Raw genomic sequence first — 16,328 nt, forward strand, 5'->3', positions numbered from 1 at the left:
GCCAGATTGGCCGCGATCTGCCGGCACACGGCCAAGCAGTACAGTTGCCGGTCTTTCTACAGGCAAATACCTGTTTTTTTATACAGTTTTTTCTGCGTCGCCGCACTACAATCCGCCGCATGTCTGCCAAACCGTCTTCCGTTTCCGCCAGCGAATATTCCGAGGGTTCGATCCGCGTGCTCAAGGGCCTGGAGCCCGTCAAGCAGCGCCCGGGCATGTACACCCGCACCGACAACCCCCTGCACATCATCCAGGAGGTGCTGGACAACGCCGCCGACGAGGCGCTGGCCGGCCATGGCAAGAAGATCAAGGTCACGCTGCACACCGACGGCTCGGTCAGCATCGAGGACGACGGACGTGGCATCCCCTTCGGCATGCACCCTGAGGAAAAGGCCCCGGTGATCGAGCTGGTGTTCACCCGCCTGCATGCGGGCGGCAAGTTCGACAAGGGCAAGGGCGGCGCCTACAGCTTCTCGGGCGGCCTGCACGGCGTGGGCGTGAGCGTGACCAACGCCCTGGCCACCCGGCTGGAAGTGAGCAGCCACCGCGAAGGCAAGGTCGCGCGCCTGGTGTTCTCGGCCGGCGACGTGGTCGAACCCCTGGTGGCGCGCGCGCTGGAGGCCGGCGAGCGCAAGCAGGGCACGACCGTGCGCGCCTGGCCCGATGCCAAGTACTTCGAGTCGAGCGCGCTGCCCATGGGCGAGCTCACCCACCTGCTGCGCAGCAAGGCCGTGCTGATGCCCGGCGTGTCGGTGACCCTGGTCAACGAAAAGACGCGCGACACCCAGACCTGGCAGTACAAGGGCGGCCTGCGCGACTACCTGATGCAGACGCTCAGTGGCGACCCGGTGATCCCGCTCTTCGAGGGCGAGGGCTATGCCGACCGCAACAACGAGAGCTTTGCCGAGGGCGAAGGCGCTGCCTGGTGCGTGGCCTTCACCGAAGACGGCCAGCCCATGCGCGAGAGCTACGTCAACCTGATCCCCACCAGCGCCGGCGGCACGCACGAAAGCGGCCTGCGCGACGGCCTGTTCAATGCCGTCAAGAGCTTCATCGAGCTGCACAGCCTGCTGCCCAAGGGCGTCAAGCTGCTGCCCGAGGACGTGTTCGCGCGCGCCAGCTACGTGCTCTCGGCCAAGGTGCTGGACCCGCAGTTCCAGGGCCAGATCAAGGAGCGCCTGAACTCGCGCGACGCCGTGCGCCTGGTCTCGGGCTTCGTGCGCCCCACGCTCGAACTGTGGCTCAACCAGCATGTGGACTACGGCAAGAAGCTCGCCGAACTGGCCATCAAGGCTGCGCAGACGCGCCAGAAGGCCGGCCAGAAGGTCGAAAAGCGCAAGGGCTCGGGCGTGGCCGTGCTGCCCGGCAAGCTCACCGACTGCGAAAGCCGCGACATCGCGCACAACGAGGTCTTCCTGGTCGAGGGCGACTCGGCCGGCGGCAGCGCCAAGATGGGCCGCGACAAGGAAAGCCAGGCCATCCTGCCGCTGCGCGGCAAGGTGCTCAACACCTGGGAGGTGGAGCGTGACCGCCTGTTTGCCAACAACGAGATCCACGACATCTCGGTGGCCATCGGCGTGGACCCGCACGGCCCGAACGACACGCCCGACCTCTCGGGCCTGCGCTACGGCAAGGTCTGCATCCTGTCGGACGCCGACGTGGACGGCTCGCACATCCAGGTGCTGCTGCTCACGCTGTTCTTCCGCCACTTCCCCAAGCTCATCGAGGCTGGCCACATCTACGTGGCGCGCCCCCCGCTGTTCCGTGTGGACGTGCCTGCGCGCGGCAAGAAGCCCGCGGCCAAGATGTATGCGCTCGATGACGGCGAGCTCACCGCCATCCTCGACAAATGCGCCAAGGACGGCGTGGCACGTGAGAAGTGCCAGATCAGCCGCTTCAAGGGCCTGGGCGAGATGAACGCCGAGCAGCTGTGGGAAACCACGCTCAACCCCGACACCCGCCGCCTGCTGCCCGTGGAACTGGGCGGCATGGACTTCGCCGCGACCGAGGGCCTGATCACCAAGCTCATGGGCAAGGGCGAGGCGGCCTCGCGCCGCGAGCTGATGGAACTGCATGGTGATGCGGTCGAGATCGACATCTGAGCGGCTGCGACTGCTGTGCGCAGGCCTGGTGCTGGGCCTGGCGCAGACGGCCGCCCAGGCCGACCTCTGGGCCTATGTCGATCCGCGCGGCGTGACCCATTTCGCGTCCGAGCAGGTGGATGCCAACTACCAGCTGTTCTTCAAGGGCAACGAGTTCGACTCCACGCGCGACGGGCCCTCTGGCGCGCAGCCTCTGCCCCATGCCTTGCCACCGGCGGGGGCAAGGCTGCTGGCCTTTTTCGACATCGCGCCGGACTACAAGCGCGTGAAGCACCATCTGCGCGCTGCGGCGGCCAAGCACGACGTGGACTATGAACTGTTGCAGGCCCTGATTGCCACGGAGTCGGGCTTCGATGCCGATGCCGTCTCGCCCAAGGGCGCGGTGGGGCTCATGCAGGTGATGCCGGCCACGGCGGCGCGCTTCGGCGTGAACGCCGACGCCAAGCGCTCGGTAGAGAAGAAGCTCACCGATCCGGCCGTGAACGTGCCCACGGGCACGCGCTACCTGCGCCACCTGCTCGACCTGTTCCCCGAACGCCTGGACCTGGCGCTGGCCGCCTACAACGCGGGCGAGGGCGCCGTGCAGCGTGCCGGCAACCAGATCCCGGCCTACAAGGAAACGCAGAACTACGTGCGCACCGTGCTGGGCCTGTACGCCCAGCTCAAGCCGCCGGCACCTGTGAAGAACCCGCGCACCGCCACGGGCCGCGTGCGCATGGAACTGCAGGGCGGCGCCCTGAACCGGGGCAACCTGCCGCCCGACCGCGTGGCGCAGACGCCCGCAATGACTGAACCTGAATCCCACAAGAACGAATGAGCGACCAACCCACTCTCGATTTCCCGGCCTCCGACGACGGCGGCGATGATTCCCTGGGCCTGGCCGGCTACGCGCAGCGCGCCTACCTGGAGTACGCGCTTTCGGTCGTGAAGGGCCGGGCCCTGCCCGACGTCTGCGATGGCTTGAAGCCCGTGCAGCGGCGCATCCTGTACTCCATGGACCGCATGGGCCTGGGCTACAGCGGCCCCACGCGCAACACGGCGGCCAAGCCGGTCAAGAGCGCCCGCGTGGTGGGCGATGTGCTGGGCCGCTTCCACCCGCATGGCGACCAGTCGGCCTACGACGCGCTGGTGCGCATGGCGCAGGACTTTGCCCAGCGCTACCCGCTGATCGACGGCCAGGGCAACTTCGGCAGCCGCGACGGCGACGGCGCCGCGGCCATGCGCTACACCGAGGCACGCCTGTCGCGCATCACCAGCCTGCTGCTCGACGAGATCGACGAGGGCACGGTCGATTTCATGCCCAACTACGACGGCTCTACCTCCGAGCCGCGCCAGTTGCCCGCGCGCCTGCCGTTTGCGCTGCTCAATGGCGCCAGCGGCATTGCCGTGGGCCTGGCCACCGAAATCCCGAGCCACAACCTGCGCGAGATCGCCGACGCCTGCATTGCGCTGATCAAGACGCCCGCGCTCTCGCAGGAAGACCTCATGGCCCTGGTGCCGGGGCCCGACTACCCCGGCGGTGGGCAGATCATCAGCAGCGCCAGCGACATCGCCGATGCCTACCGCACGGGCCGTGGCAGCCTCAAGGTGCGCGCGCGCTGGAAGATCGAGGAGTTGGCGCGCGGCCAGTGGCAACTGGTGGTCAACGAGCTGCCGCCTGGCGTGAGCACGCAGAAGGTGCTCGAAGAGATCGAGGAAATCACCAACCCCAAGGTCAAGACCGGCAAGAAGGCGCTCACGCAGGAGCAGACCCAGCTCAAGGCCAGCATGCTGGCCGTGCTGGATGTGGTGCGCGACGAGTCGAGCAAGGACGCCCCGGTGCGCCTGGTGTTCGAGCCCAAGACCGGCAAGATCCCGCAGCAGGAACTGATCACGGCCCTCCTGGCGCACACCAGCCTGGAAACCTCGGCCCCGATCAACCTGACCATGGTGGGCCTGGACGGCCGCCCGGTGCAGAAGTCGCTGCGCCAGATGCTGGAGGAGTGGATCTCCTTCCGCCAGACCACCATCACCCGCCGCTCGCAGCACCGCCTGGACAAGGTGCTGGACCGCATCCACATCCTCGAAGGGCGGCAGCTCGTGCTGCTCAACATCGACGAGGTGATCGCCATCATCCGCCAGGCCGAGGACCCCAAGGCCTCGCTGATCGCGCGCTTTGCGCTGTCGGACCGCCAGGCCGAGGACATCCTGGAAATCCGCCTGCGCCAGCTGGCGCGGCTCGAAGCGATCAAGATCGAGCAGGACCTCAAGGACCTGCGCGAAAGCCAGGGCAAGCTCGAAGACATTTTGAACAACCCCGGCTCGCTGCGCCGCCTGATGGCCCGGGAGATCGAGGCCGACGCCAAGACCTTTGCCGATGCGCGCCGCACGCTGATCCAGGCCGAGAAGAAGGCCGTGGCCGAGGTCAAGGTGGTGGACGAGCCCGTGACCGTGGTGGTCTCGCAAAAGGGCTGGGTGCGCGCGCGCACGGGCCATGGCCATGAGGCCGCGAGCTTTGCCTTCAAGGCGGGCGATGGCCTGTACCGCACCTTCGAGTGCCGCACGGTCGACACCCTGCTGGCGTTTGGCAGCAATGGCCGCGTGTACTCGGTGCCGGTGTCGGTGCTGCCGGGCGCGCGTGGCGATGGCCAGCCCGTGACCACGCTGATCGAACTCGAATCGGGCACGCAGTTGCTGCACTACTTTGCCGGGCCGGCCAGCGCCAGCCTGCTGCTGTCCAACTCGGGTGGCTATGGCTTCATCGCCTCGGTGGAGAACATGGTCTCGCGCCAGAAGGGCGGCAAGGCCTTTCTCACGCTGGGCGAGGGCGAGACCGTCTGCCCGCCCTCGCATGCCGCGGGCAGCAGCGGCGGGCAGCCGCTGGCCCCGGCCACCCACGTGGCCTGCGCCTCGGTGGGCGGGCGCATCCTGACCTTCGAGATCAGCGAACTCAAGACCATGGCCAATGGCGGCCGCGGCCTGATGCTGATCGACCTGGAGGCCAAGGACACGCTGGCAGGTGCCGCGGCCTACACGCGCAGCATCCGCATCGATGGCATCGGCCGGGGTGGCAAAGAGCGCGAGGAGACGCTGGAGATCCGCTCGCTCAACAACGCCCGGGCGGCGCGCGGGCGCAAGGGCAAGGCGGCCGATCTGGGCTTCAAGCCTTCGGCGGTGGTGCGCGTCGAATAAGCGACTCCGCGTCGCCTGCAAGCCACCCTGCGGGGTGGCTTTTTTGTGCGTTGCAGCATTCCACGGGTTGCTACGGATTGGACGAATGGCGGGAACGGGCGCACCATATGTGTAAAAAAGTGTCTGCCATGGCGCAGGGCAGGGGTGGATGCCGGTTTGTGCGACGATGCTGCAAAGCCCTCCCGGCGCTGGCCGGCTGACCTTGAAACCATCGACAACGACAGGAGACCATGATGTTCCAACGCATCCGGATTGCCCAGAAACTGTGGCTCGCCGTCATTTTCATCGTGGTCATGCTGGCCAGTGTGGTGGGCTTCTCGGCCTACCGCTCGGCCAAGGTGCAGGCCGAGGCCGATGCGGTGTCGCGCGAAATGCAGACCCGTGTGAACACCGCCATCCGCTGGGCGGGCCTGACCGAGACCAATGCCGCCCGCACGCAGGCGCTCATCGTGAGCAGCGATGCGGCGGTCGAGGCCGAATTCAAGGACGTGATCGCAGCCACCTCGGCGCAGATCACCGAGGTGCAGAAGGCACTCGAGGGCATGGCCCTGTCCGACGTGGACAAGGCCCAGATGGCCAAGATCGCCGATGCACGCAAGACCATGATCGACCTGCGCGGCAAGGCGCGCCAGCTCAAGGCCGATGGCAAGGCCGACGAGGCGGTCACCCTGGTCAAGCAGACCTACAACCCGGCGGTGGCGGCCTACCTCACGGCGCTGCGCGAGTTCGTGGACCTGCAGCAGACCACCGCACAGACCCGGCTGGCCGAGATGTCCGCATCGCGCATGCTCACGGTGAAGATCGCGGCCGTGGCCGTGGCGGCGCTGCTGGCCGCCATCATTGCGGGCGCCTACTACCTGATCGGCAGCATCCAGCGCCCGCTGGCGCAGGCCAATGACCTGGCGGCCAAGATCGCTGCGGGCGACCTGAGCGAGCAGGGCTCGGTCACGCGCGGCGACGAGTTCGGCGACCTGCTGCGCTCGCAGTACGCGATGAGCGACTCGCTCGGGCGCATGGTGCACCAGGTGCGCCAGAGCACCGACAGCATCGCCATCGCCAGCGCCGAGATCGCCACCGGCAACCACGACCTGTCGGCGCGCACCGAGCAGACCTCGAGCAACCTGCAGCAGACGGCGGCGGCCATGGAGCAGTTCACCAGCACCATTGCACAAAGCGCCAGCAGCGCCCGCCAGGCCAGCACCCTGGCGGCAGGCGCCACGGGCGTGGCCGAGCGCGGTGGCGCGGTGGTGACCCAGGTGGTCTCCACCATGGAGGACATCAACCACAGCAGCAAGAAGATCAACGACATCATCGGTGTGATCGACGGCATCGCCTTCCAGACCAACATCCTGGCGCTCAATGCCGCCGTGGAAGCGGCCCGCGCCGGCGAGCAGGGCCGCGGCTTTGCCGTGGTGGCCAGCGAGGTGCGCAACCTGGCGCAGCGCAGCGCCGAGGCCGCCAAGGAGATCAAGACGCTGATCAGCGCCTCGGTGGAAAAGGTCGAGACCGGCAGCCGCCTGGTGGCCGATGCCGGCAGCACCATGACCGACATCGTGCGCTCGGTGCAGAGCGTGACCGACATGATTGGCGAGATCACCGCTGCATCGTCCGAGCAGAGCGCAGGCATCTCGCAGGTCAACCAGGCCGTGGGCAACCTCGACCAGATGACCCAGCAGAACGCCGCCCTGGTCGAACAAAGCGCCGCCGCCGCGCAAAGCCTGCGCGAGCAGGCCGAACACCTGGCCCAGGTGGTCTCGGTGTTCAAGGTCAACGGCGCGGCCTATGGCGGCGTGGCACCGCCCATGCGCGCGGCGCACACGCCTGCGGCCCGGCCGGCGGCACCGGCCACCAAGACCGCTGCGCCCCGCATCACCCAGGCGGCCAGCAAGCCAGCGGCCAAGGCTGCCGCACCTGCCAAGCCTGCGCCCGCACGCTCACCGGCCCTGGCCCAGGGCGCGGAGGAGGACTGGGAGTCGTTCTGAACCCGGGGCGCGATGCGCCCCCGGCAGGCGTCAGGCCAGTTCTGCGATGAGTTCGATCTCGACGCAGGCGCCCATCGGAATCTGTGCCACGCCGAAGGCGCTGCGTGCATGCACGCCTTTGTCGCCGAACACCTGGCCGAACAATTCGCTCGCACCATTGGTCACCAGGTGCTGCTCGGTGAAGTCGCCGGTCGAGTTCACCAGGCTCATCACCTTCACGATGCGCTTGATGCGGTTCAGGTCCCCGCCGGTGGCGGCATGCAGCGTGCCCAGCAGGTCGATGGCCACGGCGCGTGCGGCGGTCTTGCCTTCCTCGGTGCCGATGTTGTTACCGAACTGGGCCGCCCAGGGCTTGCCGTCCTTGCGTGCGATGTGGCCGGAGAGGAACACCAGGTTGCCGGTCTGCACGTAGGGCACGTAGGCGGCCGCAGGCACGGAGACGGGAGGCAGGGTGATGTTCAGTTCGGAAAGCTTGTCGTAAACGCTCATGGTCGTCGTCCTTCGGTTGAGATGGTTCACTTGCCGGGGCCGCAGGGCTGCGGACAGCGCCGGGTCGGTCAGCATGCGAGTGTTACACACCGCGTGCCCGGGCCGGCCGCGAAAGCCTGCTGCGCCCGCGGTTTAGCATGCGTGCATGTCCGACCCTGTTGCTGCTGCCGTGGTAGCCCGCCCTGCCGGCGTTGCGGTCGCGGCGCTGCGCAGCCACGTGCCGGCCTTGTGGCGCCTGCCCGCGCTGCTGGCCGGCAGCCTGGTGGGGGCGGCGCTGCAGCTGCAGCAGCCGGTGCTGTGGCACTGGCATGGCTATGGGCTGGTGCTGGCGTGCGCCGCCGCTGCCTGGGTGCTGTCGGGCCTGTGGGCACGATCGCCCGGGGCTGCAGGGCGCTGGCTGTGCCGCCTGCTGGTGGCCTGCGCCGGGGCCGGTCTGCTGTTTGCCAGCACGGGCCTGCGCGCCACGGCCTACCAGCGGGGCGCGCTGGACCCGGCGCTCGAGGGGCAGAACATCCGTGTTCTTGCCACCATCGCGGCCATGCCGCAGGTCAACGAGGCGGGCGTGCGCCTGCGCCTGGATGTGGAATCGGCCTGGCTGCCGGGCGAGGGTGAGGGGGCCGCGCGCAAGGCCGTGCAGTTGCCCGAACGCATGGACGTTTCCTGGTACGGAGGCTTCTTCTTCGGCGCCACCAGCGCCACCACCACGGTGCGGCCGCTGGAGCCGCAGCGCCGCCCGCCCACCCTGCATGCGGGCGAGCGCTGGGAGATGACCATCCGCCCGCGTGCGCCGCATGGCCTGAGCAACCCGCATGGCTTCGACTACGAGCTCTGGGCCTGGGAGCAGGGCGTGCAGGCGACGGCAACGGTGCGCACGGGCCCCAAGGACCAGGCGCCGGTGCGCTTGGCCAGCACCTGGCAGTACCCCGTGGAGCAGGCGCGCCAGTCGGTGCGCGATGCCATCCTGGCACGCCTGGCACCGGGCATGGACCCCGATGACCCGGGGCGTGCGCGCATGGCCGGCGTGGTGGCGGCCCTGGTCACGGGCGACCAGCGCGCGATCGACCGGGCCGACTGGGATGTGTTCCGCGCCACCGGGGTGGCGCATCTCATGAGCATTTCCGGCCTGCACATCACCTTGTTCGCCTGGCTCGCGGCGCTGGCGGTCGGCGCGCTGTGGCGCCGCTCGCCGCGCCTGTGCATGGCCGTGCCGGCCCCCTCGGCCGCCCTGGTGGCCGGGGTGCTGCTGGCGGCCGCGTATGCGCTTTTCAGCGGCTGGGGTGTGCCCGCGCAGCGCACGGTGACCATGCTGGCCACCGTGGCCCTGCTGCAGCTCTCGGGCCGGCGCTGGCCCTGGCCGCAGGTGTGGCTGCTGGCCTGCGCGGCCGTGGTCTGGGTGGACCCCTGGGCACTGCACCAGGCGGGTTTCTGGCTCAGCTTCGTGGCGGTGGCGGTGCTGTTTGCCACCGACACCCGGGCCGTGGGCGGCGCGCCGCCCCGGGGCCGGGCGCGTGTGCTGGCGCTGCTGCGCGAGCAGTGGGTGGTCACCTTGGCCCTCACTCCGCTCAGCCTGCTGCTGTTCGGCCAGGTCTCGCTGGTGGGTTTTGTGGCCAACCTCGTGGCCATCCCCTGGGTGACGCTGGTGGTCACGCCGCTGGCGCTGGGCGGTGTGCTCTGCGTGCCGCTGTGGAACCTGGCGCTGTGGAGCCTGCAGCCACTGGCCGCCTTGCTGCAGTGGCTGGCCACCTGGCCCATGGCCGTGCTGTACCTGCCCGTGGCGCCGCTGTGGGCCGGTGCGGCCGCCCTGGCCGGCGGCCTGCTGCTGGCCATGCGCCTGCCCTGGCGCTTGCGCCTGCTGGCCCTGCCGCTGGTGCTGCCGGTGCTGTGGTGGCAGCCCGGGCGGCCGGCGCCGGGCCAGTTCGAGCTGCTGGCCGCCGACATCGGCCAGGGCAATGCGGTGCTGGTGCGCACGGCCAGCCACACCCTGCTGTACGACGCAGGCCCGCGCTTCAGCCTGGAGAGCGATGCCGGCCACCGCGTGCTGGTGCCCCTGCTGCGCGCGCTGGGCGAGCGGGTGGACCTGCTCATGCTCAGCCACCGCGATGCCGACCATACGGGCGGCGCGGCGGCCGTGCTGGCCCAGCAGCCCGGCGCGCGGCTCACGGGCTCCATCGAGGCCGGTCACGAACTGCAGGCCCTGCGCCCGGCCACACCCTGCCTGGCAGGCCAGCGCTGGGAATGGGACGGCGTGGCCTTCGAGGTGCTGCACCCTGCACCCGGTGCCGGGGCCGTGGTGCGCGCCAACCATGCCAGCTGCGTGCTGCGCATCGTGGCGGCAGGGGCGCAGCCATCGGTGGCGCTGCTGGCGGGCGACATCGAGACCGCGCAGGAGCAGGCCCTGGTGGCCGGCAAGGCACCGCTCAAGGCCGATGTGCTGCTGGTGCCCCACCATGGCAGCAAGACCTCGTCCACCGGGGGCTTCCTCGATGCCGTGGCGCCGCGCACCGCTTTGGTGCAGGCCGGCTACCGCAACCGCTTCGGCCACCCGGCTCCCGAGGTGCTGGCCCGCTACCAGGCGCGTGGCATTGCGGTGGTCGAGTCGGCGCGCTGCGGGGCGGCCACCTGGTCGTCGGTTCGGCCCGATGGCGTGGCCTGCCAGCGCGAATCCGGCCGGCGCTATTGGCAGCACAGCATGGTGCCAGCTTTGTCGCGTTAGTGCAGCAAGGCATTGATGGCGTACTGCCGCAGTCGGCTGATTCCGGAAACTGGGCGCACAACTTGCTATCCTGCCTGCAGGAGGCCTGTTGTTCATGCAGAAATTTGACGAGATGTACGCCATGCTGCCTTTCGATGGCAGCGACGTGCGAGAACACTACAAGCGCTATGCGCAATGGTTGTCCAAGCAGCCCCCCGACGTGATGCAGGCCCGCAGGGCCGAGGCGGAGATGATCTTCCGCCGCGTGGGCATCACCTTTGCCGTCTACGGCGCCAAGGACGAGGACGGCGCCGGCAACGAGCGGCTCATTCCCTTCGACCTGATCCCGCGCATCATCCCTGCGCACGAATGGTCCAGCATGCAGCAGGGCCTGGTGCAGCGCGTCACGGCGCTCAACCGCTTCATCCATGACGTCTACCACGGGCAGGACATCATCCGCGCCGGCATCGTGCCGGCCGACCTGGTGCTCCACAACGCCCAGTACCGGCCCGAGATGGCGGGCGTGCAGGTACCGCAGAACATCTATGCCCACATCGCCGGCATCGACATCGTGCGCGCCCCCAATGCCCAGGGCGAGGGCGAGTACTACGTGCTCGAAGACAACCTGCGCGTGCCCAGCGGCGTGAGCTACATGCTCGAAAACCGCAAGATGATGATGCGGCTGTTTCCCGACCTGTTCAGCCTGCACAAGGTGGCGCCCGTGGCCCACTACCCCGACATGCTGCTGGAAACCCTGCGCGCCAGTGCCCCCGCCACGGCCGATGAACCCACCGTGGTGGTGCTCACGCCGGGCATGCACAACAGCGCCTATTTCGAGCACGCCTTCCTGGCCCAGCAGATGGGTGTGGAGCTGGTCGAGGGCCAGGACCTGGTGGTCAAGGACCGCTTCGTCTACATGCGCACCACGCGCGGCCTGCAGCGCGTGGACGTGATCTACCGCCGCGTGGACGACGACTTCCTCGACCCGCAGGTGTTCCGCCGCACCTCCACGCTGGGCTGTGCGGGCCTGATGGAGGCCTACCGCGCGGGCAACGTCGGCATCTGCAACGCCGTGGGCACGGGCGTGGCCGACGACAAGTCGGTCTACCCCTATGTGCCCGAGATGATCCGCTTCTACCTGGGCCAGGAGCCCATCCTGAAGAACGTGCCCACCTGGATGTGCCGCAAGCAGGACGACCTGCAGTACGTGCTCGACCACCTGCATGAACTGGTGGTCAAGGAGGTGCACGGCGCGGGCGGCTACGGCATGCTCATCGGCCCGGCCGCGACCAAGGCCGAGATCGAGGAATTCCGCGGCGCGCTGCTGGCCAACCCGGCCGGTTACATCGGCCAGCCCACGCTCAGCCTGTCGAGCTGCCCGACCTATGTGGACGCCGGCATCGCGCCGCGCCACATCGACCTGCGCCCCTTCGTGCTCAGCGGGCGCGAGGTGCAGATGGTCGCCGGTGGTCTCACCCGTGTGGCCCTGCAGGAGGGCTCGCTGGTCGTCAATTCATCACAAGGCGGTGGCACCAAGGACACCTGGGTGCTTGGAGAAGGAGGGACCGCGTAATGCTCAGCCGCACAGCCGATCACCTGTTCTGGATGTCCAGGTACACCGAACGCGCCGAGAACACGGCGCGGATGCTCAATGTGAGCTACGAGACCTCGCTCTTGCCCCAGTCCGCCGCCGTGGCGCAGGAGGGCTGGGAGGGCCTGCTGTCCATCAGCGAGCTGATCCCCGCCTACACCGCCAAGCATGGCGATGTCACGCCCGACCGGGTGCTGCACTTCATGGTGCGCGATGGCAACAACCCCTCGTCCATCGTCTCCTGCCTGCGCGCTGCGCGCGAGAACGCGCGTGCCGTGCGCGGCGCGCTCACCACCGAGATCTGGGAAACGCAGAACCAGACCTGGCTGGAGTTGCAGCGCCTGCTCAAGGGCGATGCCTTCGAGCGCGACCCGGGCCAGTTCTTCGAGTGGGTCAAGTACCGCTCGCACCTCTCGCGCGGCGTCACGCTGGGCACCATGCTGCAGGACGAGGCCTTCCACTTCCTGCGCATGGGCACCTTCCTGGAGCGCTCGGACAACACCGCGCGCCTGCTGGACGTGAAGTTCCACGCCGTGAAGAAGGACTTCTTCGGCCGCGCCAGCGAGCGCAACCAGGAGAACGACTTCTACCACTGGAGCGCCATCCTGCGCAGCGTCTCGGCCTTCGAGGTCTACCGCAAGGTCTACCGCGACGTGATCACCCCGGGCCGGGTGGCCGACCTGTTGATCCTGCGCCGCGACATGCCGCGCTCGCTGCATGCCAGCATGCGCGAGGTGGTGGACAACCTGGCCGTGCTCGCCAACGACCAGTCGTCCGAGACCCAGCGCCGCGCCGGTCGCCTGCTGGCCGACCTGCAGTACGGCCGCATCGACGAAATCCTGGCCACCGGCCTGCATGCCTTCCTCACGCAGTTCCTGGACCGTGTGAACGAGCTGGGCAGCCGCATCAGCCGCGACTTCCTGGTGGCGGCGACCGACTGAGGCCGGCCCCGGGCGGCCTCAGCCGCCCGGGGCCAGGGGCATCGCGCCCCAATGGGCTGCCAGCACCGACTGCACCTGCGCCACGGCCGAGTCGCGCAGGGCATCGGTGCGCCAACCCAGTTCCACCGCAAAGCGTGGCATGGCCACGGGGCAGGGCAGCACCGTGAGGCCAGCCAGACCCGCCATGGCGTGGGCGGCGTGGGCAGGCACGGTGGCCACGGCCTGGGTGCCCTTGAGCAGGTAGGGCAGGGCCGCGAAGTGCGTGGTCGAGGCCACCACGCGCCGCTGGTGGCCCAGGGCGGCCAGCACCTCGTCCACCACACCGATGAAGCCGCCCGATGAGATCAGGATGTGGTCGCGCGCCACATAGTCCTGCACCGTGAGCGGTGCGGGCTTCCTGCGCCGAGCGGCCGGCGCATCGACCACGCAGGCATAGCCACCTTCGCCCAGTGCCTGGTGGCTCAGCCAGCGCGTGGCGAAGCCGCCGGCCGTGATGGCCAGATCGATCTCGCGCGCCATCAGCATCTCGGCCACGATCTGGCTGTGCGTCTGGCGAAAGGCCAGGCGCAGCCCCGGCGCATGCTGCGCCAGCAATCGCACCAGCCACGGACCCATGGCGATCTCGAAATCGTCCGACAGGCCCAGCACCACCGAGCGGCCCTGGTAGCGCGCCGCGGGCGAGGTGCCCAGGGCCAGGCTTTCGCGGCATTTGTTGAGCGCCTCGCCGATCACCGGGCGCAGCTCCTGCGCGCGCAGCGTGGGCGCCAGGCCCCGGCCGGTGCGGGTGAACAGCGGGTCGCCATACACCTTGCGCAGCCGCCCCAGCGCCGCGCTCACGGCCGACTGGGTCAGCGACAGGCGCAGCGCGGCGCGCGTGGCGCCGCCTTCCTCGTAGAGCGCCTCGAACACGCGCAGCCCGTTGAGATCGAATCCGATATCAATGTCATTCATATCCATCAGCAATGAAAGTGCGTTGATTCATCTTAGCGGGCGGGCAACACTGGCGCATCCTCATCTTTCAACGGAGTTCTTCCATGGCACTTTCCACTGTCGCCGCCCTGCAGATCGGTTCCTCCCCCGAGGGCACGGCCCAGACCCTGGCCGACGTACTGGCCTTCGAGGGCGAGATCAAAGCCTCGGGTGCGCGCCTGGTCGTCATGCCCGAGGCCCTGCTGGGCGGCTACCCCAAGGGCGAGATCTTCGGCACGCGCCTGGGCTACCGCTTGCCCGAGGGGCGCGAGGCCTATGCGCGCTATTACGCGAACGCCATCGACGTGCCCGGGCCCGAGACCGAGGCGCTGGCGGGCCTGGCCCAGCGCACGGGCGCCATGCTGGTGCTCGGTGTGATCGAGCGTGCGGGCAGCACGCTGTACTGCACGGCGCTGTACTTCGACCCCGACCAGGGCCTGGTGGCCAAGCACCGCAAGCTCATGCCCACGGGCACCGAGCGCCTGATCTGGGGGCAGGGCGATGGCTCCACCCTGCCGGTGGTCGAGTCGGCCGCAGGCCGCGTGGGCGGGGTGATCTGCTGGGAGAACCACATGCCCCTGCTGCGCACCGCCATGTACGCCCAGGGCGTGCAGATCTGGTGTGCGCCCACGGTGGACGAGCGCGACATCTGGCAATGCTCCATGCGCCACATCGCGCACGAGGGGCGCTGCTTCGTCATCAGCGCCTGCCAGGTGCAGCCTTCGCCGCGCGCGCTGGGCATCGACGCACCCGGCTGGGACGCCGACCGCCCACTGATCCGCGGCAACAGCATGATCGTGGGGCCGCTGGGCGATGTGCTCGCGGGCCCGCTGCAGAACACCACCGGCCTGCTCACCGCGCAGATCGATGTGGAGGAACTGGTGCGCGCCCGCTACGACTTCGACGTGGTGGGCCACTATGCGCGGCCCGACATCTTTACCCTGCAGGTGGACCGGCGTGCGCGCCATACGGTGGCGTTCACCGACTGAGCGTCAGGACGAATCCTGCTCCACGGCCTGCCGCACCAGCGCCAGCGCCCGGGGCAACTCCTCCAGCGGCGCCGAGCCCAGCGCCACGCGCAGCGCCTGGGGCACGTGCGTGGTGGTGGCAAAGGCCTCGGCGGTGGAGACGGTCACGCCGCGCTGCAGCAGGGTGGCGGCAATGCGGTCGGCGCGCTGGTCGTCGGAGAGCGGCAGCCAGACGAAGTACGAGTGCGGGTGGCGCACCAAGGGCAGGCCCCCGAGCACCTGGGTCACCAGGGCCTGGCGCCGGGCGGTGTCGGCCCGCTTCTCGGCCTCCAGCCGGGCCACGGTGCCGTCCTCGATCCAGGCGCAGGCAATGGCGGTGAGCACGCCCGCCGTGTTCCACGAGGTGGCGCGGATCGCGCGCTCCAGCGCCGGGACCAGTGCCGGCGCCGCCGCGACGAAGCCGAAGCGCAGTCCGGTGGCCACGTTCTTGGACAGGCTGGAGACATACACCGTGCGCTCCGGCGCCAGCGCGGCAATGGGCACCAGGGCATCGCCGGCCAGGTAGGCATAGGGCGCGTCCTCGATCACCAGCAGATCGTGCTGGCGCGCGATCATGGCCAGGCGCCCGCGCGCGCGCGCCGGCATCACGCAGCCCAGCGGGTTGTGCAGCGTGGGCATGGTGTAGATGGCGCGTACCGGCCGGGCATGGCACAGGCGCTGCAGCGCGTCGAGGTCCGTGCCCTCGGGCCCCACGGGCACGGGCGCCAGGTCCAGCCGCAGGCGCTCGGCCAGCACGCGAAAGCCCGGGTAGGTGAGGGCGTCCACGGCCACGATGTCGCCGGGCTGGAGCAGGCCCAGCGCCGCGATGGCCATGCCGTGCTGGGCGCCGTTGACGATGAGCACCTGCTCGCCAGGCACCTTCAGCAAGCGCGACTGCAGGTGCCGCGCCACGATGGCGCGCTCGTGCGGCCGGCCGCCGTAAGGCTGGTAGTGCAGCAGCGACTCCAGGTCGCCCGAGGCCGCCAACTGGCGCAGCGCCTCGCGCAATTGCTCGGTCTGGCCCGGCACGCTGGGGTTGTTGAACGACAGGTCGATGGCGCTGGCCTGCGGCGCGGTGAGGTCTGCCCCCGGGTGCGGGTACGAGGGGTCGCGCACAAAGGTGCCGCGCCCGGTTTCGCCCACCACCAGGCCGGTGGCTTCCAGCTCCGCATACACCCGGGTGGCGGTGCCCAGCGCCAAACCGTATTTCGCCGCCAGTTCGCGGTGCGTGGGCAGGCGCGTGGCGGGCCGCAGCCGGCCGGCGCGGATATCGGCCGCGAGCGCATCGACCACTTGTTTGTAGCGGACCAGGCCCATGGGGTGCTGAGCGTATCTATGACAATTCTTTGATTGTACTAAGTCGAATGCCTACGATGGCGCATCC

The 16,328-nt window shown here is 69.2% G+C and carries 11 protein-coding genes; 8 read left to right on the plus strand and 3 right to left on the minus strand.

What is annotated here, in order from left to right:
• Positions 1-119 precede the first annotated feature (119 nt).
• The 4 genes from HNP48_RS15455 (at position 120) to HNP48_RS15470 (ending at position 7,255) form a co-directional block, all read left to right on the plus strand.
• On the plus strand, positions 120-2,102 hold the full coding sequence (locus HNP48_RS15455; protein WP_184858450.1) for a DNA topoisomerase IV subunit B: 1,983 nt from the start codon (positions 120-122) through the stop codon (positions 2,100-2,102).
• On the plus strand, positions 2,074-2,919 hold the full coding sequence (locus HNP48_RS15460; RefSeq protein ID WP_184858452.1) for a lytic transglycosylase domain-containing protein: 846 nt from the start codon (positions 2,074-2,076) through the stop codon (positions 2,917-2,919). The genes HNP48_RS15455 and HNP48_RS15460 overlap by 29 nt, the downstream gene beginning before the upstream one ends.
• Positions 2,916-5,273, plus strand: a complete 2,358-nt coding sequence (gene parC / locus HNP48_RS15465) for a DNA topoisomerase IV subunit A (protein ID WP_184858454.1) — start codon at positions 2,916-2,918, stop codon at positions 5,271-5,273. The genes HNP48_RS15460 and parC overlap by 4 nt, the downstream gene beginning before the upstream one ends.
• A gap of 233 nt (positions 5,274-5,506) precedes the next feature.
• On the plus strand, positions 5,507-7,255 hold the full coding sequence (locus tag HNP48_RS15470; RefSeq protein WP_184858456.1) for a methyl-accepting chemotaxis protein: 1,749 nt from the start codon (positions 5,507-5,509) through the stop codon (positions 7,253-7,255).
• A 30-nt stretch (positions 7,256-7,285) separates the two neighbouring features.
• On the opposite strand, the gene HNP48_RS15475 is transcribed toward HNP48_RS15470, so the two are convergent.
• Positions 7,286-7,744, minus strand: coding sequence for a RidA family protein (locus HNP48_RS15475; RefSeq protein WP_184858458.1), 459 nt, complete (start codon positions 7,742-7,744; stop codon positions 7,286-7,288).
• 145 nt (positions 7,745-7,889) lie between these two features.
• On the opposite strand from HNP48_RS15475, the gene HNP48_RS15480 reads away from it, so the two are divergent.
• The 3 genes from HNP48_RS15480 (at position 7,890) to HNP48_RS15490 (ending at position 12,968) form a co-directional block, all read left to right on the plus strand.
• A complete protein-coding gene (locus tag HNP48_RS15480; protein WP_184858460.1) occupies positions 7,890-10,457 on the plus strand; it encodes a DNA internalization-related competence protein ComEC/Rec2 in 2,568 nt (855 codons plus the stop codon).
• 94 nt (positions 10,458-10,551) lie between these two features.
• On the plus strand, positions 10,552-12,009 hold the full coding sequence (locus HNP48_RS15485; RefSeq protein WP_184858462.1) for a circularly permuted type 2 ATP-grasp protein: 1,458 nt from the start codon (positions 10,552-10,554) through the stop codon (positions 12,007-12,009).
• The gene (locus HNP48_RS15490) at positions 12,009-12,968 is read left to right on the plus strand and encodes an alpha-E domain-containing protein (RefSeq protein WP_184858464.1); all 960 of its coding nucleotides are present in this window, start codon (positions 12,009-12,011) and stop codon (positions 12,966-12,968) included. The genes HNP48_RS15485 and HNP48_RS15490 overlap by 1 nt, the downstream gene beginning before the upstream one ends.
• Before the next feature lie 18 nt (positions 12,969-12,986).
• Here the strand turns inward: HNP48_RS15490 and HNP48_RS15495 are convergent, their stop codons facing one another.
• On the minus strand, positions 12,987-13,919 hold the full coding sequence (locus tag HNP48_RS15495) for a LysR family transcriptional regulator (protein WP_184858466.1): 933 nt from the start codon (positions 13,917-13,919) through the stop codon (positions 12,987-12,989).
• 83 nt (positions 13,920-14,002) lie between these two features.
• Between HNP48_RS15495 and HNP48_RS15500 the strand changes: the two genes are divergently transcribed.
• Entirely contained in the window at positions 14,003-14,926 is a 924-nt protein-coding gene (locus HNP48_RS15500; RefSeq protein WP_184858468.1) for a carbon-nitrogen hydrolase family protein, read from the plus strand.
• Positions 14,927-14,929: 3 nt separating this feature from the next.
• On the opposite strand, the gene HNP48_RS15505 is transcribed toward HNP48_RS15500, so the two are convergent.
• Entirely contained in the window at positions 14,930-16,261 is a 1,332-nt protein-coding gene (locus HNP48_RS15505) for a PLP-dependent aminotransferase family protein (RefSeq protein WP_184858470.1), read from the minus strand.
• Between the last annotated feature and the right edge of the window lie 67 nt (positions 16,262-16,328).

Source organism: Acidovorax soli (genome assembly GCF_014207955.1).
GTDB lineage: Bacteria > Pseudomonadota > Gammaproteobacteria > Burkholderiales > Burkholderiaceae_C > Acidovorax > Acidovorax soli_A.

Excerpts from the sequence above, each read along its gene's own strand:
- HNP48_RS15455 (WP_184858450.1), top strand. The coding sequence starts at position 120 with ATGTCTGCCAAACCGTCTTCCGTTTCCGCCAGCGAATATTCCGAGGGT.
- HNP48_RS15460 (WP_184858452.1), top strand. The coding sequence starts at position 2,074 with ATGGTGATGCGGTCGAGATCGACATCTGAGCGGCTGCGACTGCTGTGC.
- parC (WP_184858454.1), top strand. The coding sequence starts at position 2,916 with ATGAGCGACCAACCCACTCTCGATTTCCCGGCCTCCGACGACGGCGGC.
- HNP48_RS15470 (WP_184858456.1), top strand. The coding sequence starts at position 5,507 with ATGTTCCAACGCATCCGGATTGCCCAGAAACTGTGGCTCGCCGTCATT.
- HNP48_RS15475 (WP_184858458.1), bottom strand. The coding sequence starts at position 7,744 with ATGAGCGTTTACGACAAGCTTTCCGAACTGAACATCACCCTGCCTCCC.
- HNP48_RS15480 (WP_184858460.1), top strand. The coding sequence starts at position 7,890 with ATGTCCGACCCTGTTGCTGCTGCCGTGGTAGCCCGCCCTGCCGGCGTT.
- HNP48_RS15485 (WP_184858462.1), top strand. The coding sequence starts at position 10,552 with ATGCAGAAATTTGACGAGATGTACGCCATGCTGCCTTTCGATGGCAGC.
- HNP48_RS15490 (WP_184858464.1), top strand. The coding sequence starts at position 12,009 with ATGCTCAGCCGCACAGCCGATCACCTGTTCTGGATGTCCAGGTACACC.
- HNP48_RS15495 (WP_184858466.1), bottom strand. The coding sequence starts at position 13,919 with ATGAATGACATTGATATCGGATTCGATCTCAACGGGCTGCGCGTGTTC.
- HNP48_RS15500 (WP_184858468.1), top strand. The coding sequence starts at position 14,003 with ATGGCACTTTCCACTGTCGCCGCCCTGCAGATCGGTTCCTCCCCCGAG.
- HNP48_RS15505 (WP_184858470.1), bottom strand. The coding sequence starts at position 16,261 with ATGGGCCTGGTCCGCTACAAACAAGTGGTCGATGCGCTCGCGGCCGAT.